We start from the raw sequence: 11,916 nt of genomic DNA on the forward strand, positions 1-11,916 counted from the left end.
GGCCTGCGCCGTCCCGGTTTCGTTCCGGCCCCCGGCCCCGGCCCCGGCCCCGGCCCCCGGGCCCGACCCCGACCCCGACCTCGACCTCGACCCCGACCCGGGCCCGTCCGTGGCCCCGTCCGCGTCTCCCGTTTCATCCGGCGCGCCGTTCCCCGGCCCCGGCCGCCTACCGCTCGGCCGGGTAGTGGGCGAGGCCCGAGGCGAGCAGGCCGAAGGCCCGGTCGACCGCCGCCTCGATCCGGGCCCGCACCGCTTCGGCCGGCTCCCCGGCGACCATGGCCCGCCGGATCTCGCCGAGCACTGCCCGGTGGGCCCCTGTGACGGCTCCGGCCACGATCCGGGGGAGCGGGTCCTCCGGTGCGGCTCCCGATTCCTCGGCCAGGGCGGCCGCGAGTGCCGCTTCGGCCCGTTCGCCGAGCTCCAGCAGCCGGGCCCGGAGTGCGGCGCTGTCCTCGACGATCCGCCAGAACGCCGCCATCCCCGGGTGCAGCCCGACTGTCGGCTCCCCGCTCGCGAAGGCCGCCAGCAGGTCGGCCCGGACGGCGTCCACGGCCGGGCTGCCCGCGGGGCGGCGCCGGACCACCTCGGCCAGGTGGGCGACGACCTCCTCCTGCCGGTCGAAGAACAGGTCCTCCTTGGTGGGGAAGTAGTTGAAGACCGTGTTCGGCGAGACCCCGGCGGCCCGGGCCACCTCGACCACCGTGACCCGGTCGAAGCCGCGTTCGGCGAACAGGCCCATGGCGGTGTCGGAGAGCAGCTCCCGGGTCTGCTGCTTCTTGAGTTCGCGAAGTCCCATGGCCGGATTCTATCCGTAGTGCATGGTGTCGCTCCAAAGTTGCAGTGACACCAAAAATATCCGCTACGGTGGCGGCATGACCTTCACCTTCGGCATCTACCCCGGCGGACCGGCCGGTGACGACACCGGCGTCATCGCGCCCGTCCGCCCCGACGACCCGGCCCGGATAACCGCCGCCCTGCGCGAACTCCAGGGCGGTGCGGCGGAGTTCCTGGTCCGCGCCTACCGCTCGTACCCGGGCGGCGAGCACACCCCCGCGCGGCCCGAGCAGTACGCCGCCGAGGGACGCCGGCTCGACCTGGTGGTCCAGTACCGGGACCGCGGCGGGGAGTTGGCGGGCTGGCTGGACTTCGTCCGGCGGACGGTCCGCGCCGAGGGGCACCGCCTCGGGCTGCTCCAGATCTGCGAGGAGCCCAACCTGGACCTCCCGCCCGTGGACGGCAGCATCCCCAACGTCCGCCGGGCGCTGGTCGAGGGCGTGATCGCGGCGAAGGAGGAGGCGCTGGCCCGGGGATTCGACCGGCTGGCCGTCGGCTTCAACGCGGTGCCCTCCTTCGACCCCGCGGACACCTTCTGGCCCGAGCTCGGCCGGCTCGCCGACGAGCGCTTCCACCGTGCCCTGGACTACGTCGGCCTGGACTTCTTCCCGGACGTCTTCCGTCCCGTCCCACCCGGTCGACTCGCCGACGCGGTACGGGCGGTGCTCGCCGGCTTCCGCCGGGACACGCTGCCCGGAGCCGGGATCGGGCCCGGTGTTCCGCTGCGGATCTGCGAGAACGGCTGGCCCACCGGCCCCGGGCGGAGCGAGGCGCGGCAGGCCGAGGTGGTGGCGGAGGTGGTCCGGACGGTCGCCGGGCTCGCCACCGAACTCAATGTCACCGGTTACGCGTTCTTCGCCCTGCGGGACGCGGACAGCGCGGGTGCCGGGCTGTTCCCGCACTTCGGCCTGGTGCGCGACGACTACACGCCCAAGCCGGCCTTCGCGGTGTACCGCGCGCTGGTCGAGGAGCTGACGAGGGGCTGACGAGGGGCTGACGAGGAGCCGGCGGCGGGCCGACGAGAGCCGGTCGGCTCCGCTAGTTCGCCTCGAAGAAGCGCTCCACCGTGCGGCGCTGTGCGGCGACGGCGTCCACCGGCTCGCCGATCACCCGGCCGGCCAGGGCGACGGCCAGCTCGCCGACGTCCTGCCGCAGCAGGCGGGCCGCCTCGGCCCGGTCGGCGGCGATCCGGGCGCGGCCGGTGGTGAGCAGTTCGTCCCGGTCGCGGATGCCCTCCGCGCGGGCCGCGACCATCGCCGCCGCGCCGCGCTCGGCGTACTCCTCCCGGATCCGGGCCGCCTCGTGGCGGGCCTCGGCCAGCTCCCGCAGGCGGGCCGCCCGGGTGGCCTCGGCCTCGGCGAGCAGGGCCTCGGCGCGTTCGGTGCGGCCCCCGGTGGCCTCCCAGCGTTCGGACTGCACCCGTTCGATCCGGGGGAGCAGGTGGCGGCCGAGCAGCCACAGCAGCAGGAAGAACAGTGCCAGGCCGAGGACCAGCGGGGCCGGTTCGGGCTTGAGCGGGCCGAGTTCGAGGGTCACGCGCTACCTCCCCAGGGTATGACGTTCCGTCGGTCGGAAGCTTCCCCAGGGGCGACGCCGGTCGAACTCGGCCCGGACATGAGCTGCGTCACGGCGGCCCGGGCGGCCGCGGGGCTCACTGCCCCATGACGTATTTGACGGTCGGGCCGGTGGTCCAGCCGCCGTCCACCGCCAGCTCGGCGCCGGTGACGTAGGAGGAGTCGTCGGAGAGCAGGTAGACCACGGCGCCGGCGATCTCGGGCGCCTCGCCGACCCGGCCCATCGGCGTGTTGGGGTAGTTGCCCTCGCCGCGCCGGATGCCGACCGAGGCAGTCATCGGGGTGTAGGTCATGCCCGGGTGCACCGAGTTGACCCGGATCCGCTCGGTGCCCAGCTCGACCGCGCCGATCTTGCTGAGGCCGCGCACGCCCCACTTGGAGGCGCCGTAGCCGGCGGTCAGGGCCAGGCCCATCAGGCCGGCCGCCGAGGAGATGTTGACGATCGAGCCGCCGCCGGCCGCGCGCATCGCCGGGACGGCGGTCTTCATCCCGATGAACACGCCGGTCAGGTTGATGTCCAGGACCTTGCGGAAGTGCTCGACGCTCTCGTCCGCGAGCAGCGTGCCGGTGGAGATCCCCGCGTTGTTGACCAGACCGTGCAGGGCGCCGAACTCCGCTACCGCGAAGTCCACCACGCGCTGCCAGTCCTCCTCGGAGGTCACGTCGTGGCGCACGAACCGCGCCCGCTCGCCGAGTTCGGCGGCGGTGGTCCTGCCGTCCTCCTCCAGGACGTCGGTGATCACCACGTTGGCGCCGGACGCCACGGCGAGCCGGGCGGCCTCGGCGCCCAGGCCGCGGGCGCCGCCGGTGACGACGACGGTCTTGCCGGTGAGGTCGTTCATGACCTGCTCCTTCGGGGGGTGGGGGAGGAGAGCATGGCGGCGGACATCGTCACCAGGTCGGCGAGGAAGGTCTCCTCGTCCGTCAGGGGGGTGGAGCCGGTGAGGTACTGCTGTGCCCGGTCGGCGAGGGCCGCGCCGATCAGGGTGAGGACCAGGTCGATCCGTTCCAGCCGGATCGGCTCCGGCAGGGCGGAGATCCGGTCCTCGACCAGCTCGATCAGGCGCCAGTAGCCGCCGCCGGCCAGCGTCGGGTGCGGGGTCCGGGTGCGGACGCCGCTGTTGTGGCTGACCTGCGCGGAGATCCGCAGGCAGTGCCGGCCCTGTTCGGTGCGCAGTTCGGTGGCCTCGGCCGCGACCAGGGCGCCGAGCAGTCCGGGCAGGTCCGCGTCCGCGAGGGCGGGCAGACGCGGCGCGAGGGCCTGCTCGGCGCGTTCCTGGCGGCCGGCCATGATCGCGTCGAGCAGGCCCTCGCGGGAGCCGAAGTGGTACTGCACGGCGGACGGGTTGCTCTGTCCGGCCAGTCGGGTGATGTCCCTGGTCAGGGCGGCTTCCACGCCGCGGGTGGCGAAGAGTTCCTCCGCCGCGCGCAGCAGCCTCTCGCGGGTCTCGTGGCCCGCCGATGTCCTTGCCATGCGCACAAGATTAATGCTGCGCATTATTAATGGCAAAGGAGGTGGCCCCGGTCCCGGTCCCCGGCCTACGTCACCTCGCCCCGGCGGGAGAAGCGCTCCGCCCGCCACTCGCCGCTCGCCAGCACCTCGGCCAGCTGCCGGGCCGCGTCCCAGACCTCGGTGTACGACACGTAGAGCGGCGTGAAGCCGAAGCGCATCAGGTCCGGTGCGCGGAAGTCGCCGATCACCCCGCGCTCGATCAGGGCCTGCACCACCGGGTAGCCGTCGGCGTGCCGCAGCGCGACCTGACTGCCCCGCCGGGTGTGCTCGCGCGGGGTCGCGACCTCGACGCCGTCCAGCCCCTCGGTCAGCGAGACGAACAGGTCGGTCAGCGCCAGGCTCTTCGCCCGCACCGCCGTTGGGTCGACCCGCTCCCAGACGTCCAGCGAGGCGTCGAGGGCGGCCTGGCCGAGCAGCGAGGGCGAGCTGGTGAGGAACCGGCCGATGCCCGGCTTCGGGTCGTACCCGGGCTCGAAGGCGAACGGCCGGGCGTGGCCGAACCAGCCGCTCAGCGGCTGGAGCGGGCCGGCCGCCAGGTGCCGCTCGGCGACGTACAGGAAGGCCGGCGAACCGGGGCCGCCGTTCAGGTACTTGTAGGTGCAGCCGACCGCGAAGTCCGCGCCGGCGGCACCGAGTTCGACCGGCAGCGCGCCCACCGAGTGGCACACGTCCCAGATCATCAGGGCGCCCGCGGCCTGCACCCGGGCGGTGATGCCCGGCATGTCCAGCAGCTCGCCGGTGCGGTAGTCCACGTGCGAGAGGACGACCGCGGCGACGTCCCCGTCCAGATGCCGGTCCAGCTCCTCGGGGCGGATCAGCGCGCTGCGCGCGCCCTCGACCAGACCGGTCACGCCCTCGGCGATGTACAGGTCGGTGGGGAAGGCCTCGGCGTCACCGAGCACGGTGCGCCGGCCCGGGCGCAGCCGCAGCGCGGCCGACAGCACCTTGAAGAGATTGACCGAGGTGGTGTCGCAGACGACCACCTCCGCCGGACCGGCGCCGATCAGCGGCGCGATCCGCCGTCCCAGCCGGTACGGCTGCTCGAACCAGCCGGCGTCGTTCCAGCTGCGGATCAGCTCCCGGCCCCACTCCTCCTCGACCACCCGGCGCACCCGCTCGGGCGTGCGCACCGGCAGCACGCCCAGCGAGTTGCCATCCAGGTAGATCACCCCGTCCGGCAGGGCGAACTCCTTGCGGAACGCCGCCAGCGGGTCGACGGCGTCCAGCGCCGCGCAGTCCTCGCGCGTGATCATGCCCGTCCTCTCGTTCCCCTGGTTGCCCTCGTTCACAGCCCGCTCCGTCACAGCCCGTCCCGGATCGTCCACAGCTCCGGGAACACGTCCTGCTCGGCCGACTTGCGCAGCCAGGTCAGTCCGCTGGAGCCGCCCGAGCCGGGCTTGCCGCCCATGGTCCGCTTGACCGTCGAGAGGTGGCGCTGGCGCCAGCGGGTGACCCGCTCGGCCACGTCCAGCAGGGCCTCGCCGAGCGGCTGGAGCGCGGCGAACTCCGGCTCGGTGTACACCCGCCGCCAGGCCGCCTCGACCTCCGCGGACGGCTGGTGGCGCTCCTCGGAGGGCGCCCGGTGCGGGGCCAGGCCGCGGCGCGCCAGCAGCGCCAGCGCCTCGTCGTACAGGCCGGGGGAGCGCAGGGCCTCGGTCAGCTCGGCCTGGGTGTCGGGCATCCCGTCGTACATCTTCAGCAGCGCGGCGTTCTTGTTGCCGAGCAGGAACTCCAGCCGCAGGAAGGCGGCGGACTGGAAGCCGGAGGCCTCGCCGAACAGCGAGCGGAAGGAGTTGAACTCGTGCGGGGTCATGGCGGCCAGCAGGTCCCAGGACTCCACCAGTACATCCTGCACGTGGGTGCCCCGGCGCAGCGCGGCCAGGGCGGCGGGCAGGTCGTCCTCGCGCAGTGCCTGCCGGGCGAGCGTCCACTCGTGCCGCAGCAGGTCGAACAGCAGCTCCATCACCTGGGTGGTGACGATGAACGACAGCTCGGCCGGCTCCTTGCTGCGTGGGTGCTGCAGGCCGTGCAGTTCCTCCAGGCGCACGTACTGGGCGTACGGGGTGCCCCGGCCCGGCGCTCCGCCCCGACCGAACGACAGGTTGGGTGTCTCCACCGTGTCGTGCCCCATCCCGATCCTCCTGATCCTCCGGGCCGCATCGCCCGGTCCGGTGAACCAGCCGGACTGCCGGGTTCCACCGGGTGCCCATTGTGCGGCGGCGGTGCCCCCCGTTTGAATGGTCGACGGGCATCGCAACCGCCTTCGGAGCTGTTGTTCGCGATGCGTTCCGCCGATTCGCTTTACGAATGGAAATCCCTTGATCCCGACCACCCGGGAGGTCGCCTTGGACGCCGTTGACCGCCGCCTGCTCGCCGAGCTCCAGGCCGACGCCCGGCTCTCGTACAACGAACTCTCCCGCCGGGTGAGCCTGTCCGCACCCGCGGTGGCCGAACGGGTCCGCCGGCTGGAATCCGAGGGGGTGATCAGCGGCTACCACGCCCACGTGGACCTCACCCGGGCAGGGCTGCCGATCACCGCGCTGGTCCAGATCCAGTGCTACGGCCCGCGCTGCGTGCTGCGCGATCCGGAGGTGCCGACCTGGCCCGAGGTGGTCCAGCTGCACCGGGTCACCGGCGGGGCGTGCTGCGTGCTGCTGGTCGCGGTGTCGACGATGGCCGAGTTCGAGGCGGTGTGCGACCGGCTCGGAAGCTACGGCCAGCCGTCCAGCTCGATGATCCTCTCCAGCCCGGTGCCCTGGCGGCCGGTGGTGCCGCACTGACCGCTGCCGTTGCCGTTGCCGCTGGTCCACTGGCGGTGCCGATGACGGGCGGCGGGCGGCGGGCGGCTGTCCTTGACGCGGACGTCAAGGAGTAGGTTGCCCGGCATGCCGAACGAGCGCCACATCCTGCTGCTGCCCGGGAGCCTGCGAGCCGGTTCCACCAACGAGACCGTGCTGCGCACCGCGGCCGCCGTGGCCGCGGCCGCCCCGGGCCTGCGGACCACCTACTACGCCGGGCTGGCCGGGCTGCCGCACTTCAACCCGGACCACGACACCGACCCGCTGCCGGAGCCGGTGGCCGAGCTGCGGGCCGCGATCGAGGCGGCCGACGCGCTGCTGGTCTGCACCCCCGAGTACGCCGGGACGCTGCCGGGCGCGTTCAAGAACCTGCTGGACTGGACGGTCGGCGGGACCGAGATCTCGGACAAGCCCACCGGCTGGATCAACGCCGCCGGTCCGGGCCGCGGCCAGGGGGCCGAGGCCACCCTGCGCACCGTCCTCGGCTACACCGGCGCGGCCGTGCTGGACGAGGCCTGCGTCCGGCTTCCGCTGGAGCGCGGCGCGGTCGGCCCGGACGGGCTGGTCGCCGATCCACTGGTCCGCGAGCGGATCGGCGAGGTGCTGGCGCGCCTCGCGGCCGGCTGACCCGGGCGGGCGCCGGGCCCGGCGCCGTTCAGGGCCCGTGAGCGCCGTTCGGCGCCCGTCAGGGCCTGGCGCGGGTACGGTGCGGGCTCAGTGCCCCTCCGGCAGGTGCACTCCCAGCCCGGCCAGGCCCTCCAGGAACAGTTCGACGCCGACCGCCGCCAGCAGCAGCCCCAGCAGCCGGGACAGCACCTCCAGGGAGGTGCGGTGGGTGCGTCGCATCAGCGGCGCGAGCACCGCCACACAGAGGTAGTTGATCACCGCGACGGCCACGTACGCCCCGGAGACGGCGGCCTTCCAGCCCAGGTTGTCCTGGTTGAGCGAGGCGACCAGGACGGCCGTGATGGCGAGCGGGCTGGCGATGTACGGCAGCAGCAGTTCGCGGATGCCGTCCACCAGCGGGTTCGACAGGTGTTCGTCGTCGTCGGCGTCCGAGCCGAGGTGGACGCCGAAGACCAGGGCGACGGCGTAGACGAAGAAGATCGCCCCGCCCGCGAGCTGGAGCGACTGGTCGCTGATGTGGAAGAGGGTGGTCAGCTCGTCGGCCCCGAAGCCGAGCACCAGGCCGATCACCGCCGCGATGGCCGTGCTCAGCGCGGCCAGCCGGCGCAGCTCCCGGTTGCTGCGGGTCCCGGCCAGCCGGGCGAAGGCCAGCAGGGTCTTCGGCGGGCCGACCACGGCGAAGAAGGTGATGAAGGCGCTGCCCAGGTTGAAGACGAACATGGGCCAAGCATGACCTCGGGGCCCCGGGCAGCCGGTCCGCCACGCCCCGCGGCCGGGCGCGGCGTGGATCACCCCGTCGGCGGTTCATTCCCGGTCGGGGCCGAATTCGCCCGGATGGCGGCCCCGGCTCGAAGGGACGGGCGCCCTCGGTTGCTATGGAGGCAGGACCGTCACCACTGTCACCGAGCGGGGTCACTCCGCCGCGGAAGCGAGGATGCGACATGTGCCTGAACCGTAAGGACCTGGGCCTGCTGGCCCTGCGCGGCGCGGTCGGCGGCGTGCTGATCGCGCACGGCACCCAGAAGCTGTTCGGCTGGTTCGGGGGCGGCGGCCTGGAGGGTGCCACCCACGCCATGGAGCAGATGGGTTTCCACCCGGCCCGGCAGAGCGCGCTGGCGGCTGGCCTCGGTGAGGCGGGCGGCGGCGCGCTGCTGGTGGCCGGGCTGGCGACCCCGGCGGCCGGCGCGGTGGTGGCGGGGACGATGGCGGGCGCGGTGTCGGTGCACGCCCCGGCCGGCTTCTTCGCGATGTCCGGCGGCTACGAGTACCCGGCCTTCCTCGGTGCGACCGGCCTGGCGCTCGGCCTGGCGGGCGCCGGCCGGTACTCGCTGGACCACCTGACCGGCCACGTCTTCGACCGGCCGTGGCTCGGCCTGGCGTCCTTCGTGGCGAGCGCCGCCGGGGCGTACGGCGTCGTCGCGCGGCGCCGCCACCTGGTGCGGCTGCGCGAGGAGCGGGCCGTGGTGGAGTCGGAATCCCAGGAGGGCTCGGGGCTGTCCTGACGGGCGCTCCCGGCCCGGCTCACCCGGAGGCAGCAGCCCTGCTGGCGGCGGCCCCGCGGCCCTCGGAGGGTGGGCGTGGAGGTGTGCCGGGCAGCCCGGCGCCGACCGGAAACGAGGGACCGCATGGACCGCCAGCCGCTCACCCGAGCCAGTTCCCCGACCCCGCCGAGGGTCACCGCGCAGGACCTGGACGCACCACCGGTGCGTCACCAACGCCGGGCGGTGGCCGGGGTGTTGGTCGCGGCGGTGGTCGGCGCGACGGCGCTCGCGGGCTGCTCCTCCTCCTCGAAGAGCGTGAGCGGCGTGGCCTCCGCCGCGGCGTCCGCGGTGGAGAAGGGCGCGAGCGCCGTCGCCTCCGCCGCCTCGGCGCTGGGCTCGGCGGCCGGCGGGGCGGGGTCCGCGATCGCCTCGGCCGAGGCGCAGGCCTCGGCGGCGGTGTCGGCGGCCGTGTCGGCGGCCTCCTCGGCCGTCTCCGGGATCAAGGGCGGGGTGGACGCCAAGGGGGACGTCACCGCCGGGGCGGTGACCACCGGTTCGGACGGCAAGCCGCAGGTGCCGCTGACCGTCACCAACCACGGGCAGCAGTCGTACCGGTACGTGATCCAGGTGAACTTCACCGACGGGTCGGGCAAGGTGGTGGACGCGGCCGCGGTGACCATCCAGGACGTGGCGGTCGGGCAGAGCTCCCAGGCCACCGCGCACGCCCACCGGGACCTCTCCGGCACGGTCAAGGCCGAGGTGGCCAACGCCGTGCGCTACTGACTCCGTCGCCGAACCCGCCGCCGTCCCGCCGCCGTCCCGCGGCCGTCGCGCCGTCTGCTGCGGTGCCGACCCGCCGCCGACTCCGGGGCCGGCTCGGGGCGCGGCCGCCCAGCTCAGTGCGGGGGTGGAACCTTAAGCGGGTCTCAAGGCCCAACGGCACCCCTTGACGGGCGAGTTGGTCTAGTCCATTTTTATTCCCCAGGTGCAGGGAGCCCCTGAACCGGCGTCAGCGGCCTCGTGCCGCGGGCGCCGGTTCGGCACATCCCGGTAGTCCGTCATGGTCTGATCCCGCTCGATTCCCCACCCACACCTGTCATGTCCCGGTCGTCCGGCCCCACCCCGGACGCGCGCCCCCGGGACGACGGGAACCCCCACAACCAGGAGTCACGCACCCATGCTGCGCTCACGCATTGAAAGGGCCGGGACGCCGGCGCCGCAGGGCGGCCGCCGACACCGCCCGAAGAGCATGGCCGCCATCGCGGCCGGCACCACCGCCTCCCTGCTGCTCGGCGCAGGCCTCGCGCTGTCCGGCGGCGGCGCGGCCAACGCCGCGACCACCAACTCCACCGGCGCGCCCGCCACCAGCGGCGGCATCAAGGTCGCCTACTTCGACCAGTGGTCGATCTACGCGAACGCGTACTACCCCAAGACGATCCAGGACACCGGCGTCGCCAAGAACCTGGACTACCTGATCTACTCCTTCGCCAACATCCACCCGACCGACCTGGGGTGTTTCGAGGCCACCAAGGCCGCCGACACGAACGACAACAACCCCAACGCGGGTGACGGCGCGGGCGACGCGTTCGCCGACTACCAGAAGAGCTTCGGCCCGGACATCTCGGTCGACGGCGTCGGCGACGTCTGGAACCAGCCGATCGCGGGCAACCTCAACCAGCTGAAGAAGCTGAAGGCGAAGAACCCGAACCTCAAGGTCCTGCTCTCGCTGGGCGGTTGGACCTACTCGAAGTACTTCTCGCCGGCCTCCGCCACGGACGCCTCGCGCAAGCACCTGGTGTCGTCCTGCATCGACATGTTCATCAAGGGCAACCTGCCCAAGGACGCCGGCTTCGGCGGCCCGGGCTCGGCGGCCGGCGTCTTCGACGGCATCGACATCGACTGGGAGTACCCGGGCGGTGGCGGCCACACCGGCAACCTCTCCAGCCCGGCGGACAAGCAGAACTTCACCGCGCTGCTGAAGGAGTTCCGCACCCAGCTGGACGCGCAGGGCACGGCCGACAAGAAGACCTACGCCCTGTCGGCGGCGGTCGGCGCCGGCCAGGACAAGATCATGAACGTCGAGACCGACAAGATCGGTCAGTACCTGACCTTCCTCGACGTCATGACCTACGACATGCACGGCGGCTGGGACGCCCAGGGCCCGACCAACCACCAGGCCGCGCTCTACTCGACCCCGGACGACCCGTCGACCCCGGCCAAGCCGGGCAACGGGAAGTACTCGATCGACAACGCGATCAAGGCCTGGACGGCCGGTGACAAGGAGTACGGCATCCCCGGCGGCTTCCCCGCCAACAAGATCAACATGGGTGTGCCGTTCTACTACCGCGGCTGGACCGGCGTGAAGGACAACGGCAAGCACGGCCTGTTCCAGCCCGCCACCCAGCCGGCGGCCGGCGCGGCGATGTCCGGCAACCAGCCCGGCATCCAGATGTACAAGGAGCTCGCGGGCTTCGTCGACAACCCGGCCAAGACCTTCTGGGACGACGGCGCCCAGGCCACGTACTTCTACGACGGCAACACCTTCTGGAGCGGCGAGGACGCCAAGTCCATCCAGGCCAAGCTCGACTACGCGCACTGCAACGGCCTCGGCGGCTCCTTCGCCTTCTCGCTGTACGACCTGGGCACCAAGACCGCCCTGTTCGACAAGATGGTGAGCGCCACCAACGGCTCCGCGTCCGCCTGCCCGGCCCCGCCGACCGGCACGCCGACCCCGACCTCCACCGGGACCCCCACCGGCACGCCGACCGGGACCCCCACCGGCACGCCGACCGGCACCCCCACGGGCACCCCGACCGGCACCCCGACCACGCCGGCCTCCTGCCCGGCCGCCCCGAGCTGGGACACCGACACCACCTACGCGGCCGGCGGCACCAAGGTCTCGTGGAAGGGCCACTACTACACCAACAAGTGGTGGACCAAGGGCGACGACCCGAGCCTGAGCGGCCAGTGGGGCGTCTGGACCGACAACGGCCCCTGCTGACGGTCCACCGGACCGCCGAGGGCCCGACGGATCCTCGCAGCACCTGAAGCGACGGGTCCGGCCCGCCGGGAGGAGCATCCTCCCGGCG

At 73.3% G+C, this 11,916-nt stretch carries 13 protein-coding genes; 6 read left to right on the forward strand and 7 right to left on the reverse strand.

Translation table 11 applies throughout. The features are described from left to right. Positions 1 to 166: 166 nt before the first annotated feature. Complete coding sequence (locus ACWGJO_RS39200) at positions 167 to 796, reverse strand: TetR/AcrR family transcriptional regulator (protein WP_452190425.1); 630 nt, start codon at positions 794 to 796, stop codon at positions 167 to 169. A gap of 76 nt (positions 797 to 872) precedes the next feature. Here ACWGJO_RS39200 and ACWGJO_RS39205 point away from each other — a divergent pair, with 76 nt between their 5' ends. After that, entirely contained in the window at positions 873 to 1,820 is a 948-nt protein-coding gene (locus tag ACWGJO_RS39205; protein WP_452190427.1) for a hypothetical protein, read from the forward strand. Between the two features lie 52 nt (positions 1,821 to 1,872). Here the strand turns inward: ACWGJO_RS39205 and ACWGJO_RS39210 are convergent, their stop codons facing one another. The 5 genes from ACWGJO_RS39210 to ACWGJO_RS39230 all read right to left on the reverse strand — a co-directional run bounded on the left by ACWGJO_RS39210 (position 1,873) and on the right by ACWGJO_RS39230 (position 6,052). Beyond that, positions 1,873 to 2,370 (reverse strand): F0F1 ATP synthase subunit B family protein, encoded by a 498-nt coding sequence (locus ACWGJO_RS39210; RefSeq protein WP_452190429.1) that lies wholly within the window; start codon positions 2,368 to 2,370, stop codon positions 1,873 to 1,875. 115 nt (positions 2,371 to 2,485) lie between these two features. Next, a complete protein-coding gene (locus ACWGJO_RS39215; protein WP_387689564.1) occupies positions 2,486 to 3,250 on the reverse strand; it encodes an SDR family oxidoreductase in 765 nt (254 codons plus the stop codon). Then, on the reverse strand, positions 3,247 to 3,882 hold the full coding sequence (locus ACWGJO_RS39220) for a TetR family transcriptional regulator (RefSeq protein ID WP_359907188.1): 636 nt from the start codon (positions 3,880 to 3,882) through the stop codon (positions 3,247 to 3,249). The genes ACWGJO_RS39215 and ACWGJO_RS39220 overlap by 4 nt, the downstream gene beginning before the upstream one ends. Before the next feature lie 65 nt (positions 3,883 to 3,947). Next, positions 3,948 to 5,174 carry a kynureninase gene (kynU, locus tag ACWGJO_RS39225; protein WP_452190431.1) on the reverse strand — a complete coding sequence of 409 codons (1,227 nt, stop codon included), beginning with the start codon at positions 5,172 to 5,174 and terminating at the stop codon, positions 3,948 to 3,950. A gap of 47 nt (positions 5,175 to 5,221) precedes the next feature. Beyond that, positions 5,222 to 6,052 (reverse strand): tryptophan 2,3-dioxygenase, encoded by an 831-nt coding sequence (locus tag ACWGJO_RS39230; RefSeq protein WP_452190433.1) that lies wholly within the window; start codon positions 6,050 to 6,052, stop codon positions 5,222 to 5,224. A gap of 187 nt (positions 6,053 to 6,239) precedes the next feature. Here ACWGJO_RS39230 and ACWGJO_RS39235 point away from each other — a divergent pair, with 187 nt between their 5' ends. Both ACWGJO_RS39235 and ACWGJO_RS39240 read left to right on the forward strand, forming a co-directional pair. Further along, positions 6,240 to 6,701 (forward strand): Lrp/AsnC family transcriptional regulator, encoded by a 462-nt coding sequence (locus ACWGJO_RS39235; RefSeq protein ID WP_452190434.1) that lies wholly within the window; start codon positions 6,240 to 6,242, stop codon positions 6,699 to 6,701. A 105-nt stretch (positions 6,702 to 6,806) separates the two neighbouring features. Then, positions 6,807 to 7,346 (forward strand): NADPH-dependent FMN reductase, encoded by a 540-nt coding sequence (locus ACWGJO_RS39240; protein WP_452190436.1) that lies wholly within the window; start codon positions 6,807 to 6,809, stop codon positions 7,344 to 7,346. An 87-nt stretch (positions 7,347 to 7,433) separates the two neighbouring features. Here the strand turns inward: ACWGJO_RS39240 and ACWGJO_RS39245 are convergent, their stop codons facing one another. Beyond that, the gene (locus ACWGJO_RS39245; protein WP_387689547.1) at positions 7,434 to 8,066 is read right to left on the reverse strand and encodes a MarC family protein; all 633 of its coding nucleotides are present in this window, start codon (positions 8,064 to 8,066) and stop codon (positions 7,434 to 7,436) included. A 221-nt stretch (positions 8,067 to 8,287) separates the two neighbouring features. Between ACWGJO_RS39245 and ACWGJO_RS39250 the strand changes: the two genes are divergently transcribed. The 3 genes from ACWGJO_RS39250 to ACWGJO_RS39260 all read left to right on the forward strand — a co-directional run bounded on the left by ACWGJO_RS39250 (position 8,288) and on the right by ACWGJO_RS39260 (position 11,828). Next, on the forward strand, positions 8,288 to 8,848 hold the full coding sequence (locus ACWGJO_RS39250; protein ID WP_452190438.1) for a DoxX family protein: 561 nt from the start codon (positions 8,288 to 8,290) through the stop codon (positions 8,846 to 8,848). Positions 8,849 to 8,971: 123 nt separating this feature from the next. Then, positions 8,972 to 9,610, forward strand: coding sequence for a hypothetical protein (locus tag ACWGJO_RS39255; protein WP_452190439.1), 639 nt, complete (start codon positions 8,972 to 8,974; stop codon positions 9,608 to 9,610). 394 nt (positions 9,611 to 10,004) lie between these two features. Further along, complete coding sequence (locus ACWGJO_RS39260; RefSeq protein WP_452190441.1) at positions 10,005 to 11,828, forward strand: glycosyl hydrolase family 18 protein; 1,824 nt, start codon at positions 10,005 to 10,007, stop codon at positions 11,826 to 11,828. The last annotated feature ends 88 nt before the right edge of the window (positions 11,829 to 11,916 follow it).

The organism is Kitasatospora sp. NPDC054795 (genome assembly GCF_053611565.1).

Coding starts and splice junctions, on each gene's coding strand:
- ACWGJO_RS39200 (WP_452190425.1), bottom strand. CDS start 796: ATGGGACTTCGCGAACTCAAGAAGCAGCAGACCCGGGAGCTGCTCTCC.
- ACWGJO_RS39205 (WP_452190427.1), top strand. CDS start 873: ATGACCTTCACCTTCGGCATCTACCCCGGCGGACCGGCCGGTGACGAC.
- ACWGJO_RS39215 (WP_387689564.1), bottom strand. CDS start 3,250: ATGAACGACCTCACCGGCAAGACCGTCGTCGTCACCGGCGGCGCCCGC.
- ACWGJO_RS39220 (WP_359907188.1), bottom strand. CDS start 3,882: ATGGCAAGGACATCGGCGGGCCACGAGACCCGCGAGAGGCTGCTGCGC.
- kynU (WP_452190431.1), bottom strand. CDS start 5,174: ATGATCACGCGCGAGGACTGCGCGGCGCTGGACGCCGTCGACCCGCTG.
- ACWGJO_RS39230 (WP_452190433.1), bottom strand. CDS start 6,052: ATGGGGCACGACACGGTGGAGACACCCAACCTGTCGTTCGGTCGGGGC.
- ACWGJO_RS39240 (WP_452190436.1), top strand. CDS start 6,807: ATGCCGAACGAGCGCCACATCCTGCTGCTGCCCGGGAGCCTGCGAGCC.
- ACWGJO_RS39245 (WP_387689547.1), bottom strand. CDS start 8,066: ATGTTCGTCTTCAACCTGGGCAGCGCCTTCATCACCTTCTTCGCCGTG.
- ACWGJO_RS39250 (WP_452190438.1), top strand. CDS start 8,288: ATGTGCCTGAACCGTAAGGACCTGGGCCTGCTGGCCCTGCGCGGCGCG.
- ACWGJO_RS39255 (WP_452190439.1), top strand. CDS start 8,972: ATGGACCGCCAGCCGCTCACCCGAGCCAGTTCCCCGACCCCGCCGAGG.
- ACWGJO_RS39260 (WP_452190441.1), top strand. CDS start 10,005: ATGCTGCGCTCACGCATTGAAAGGGCCGGGACGCCGGCGCCGCAGGGC.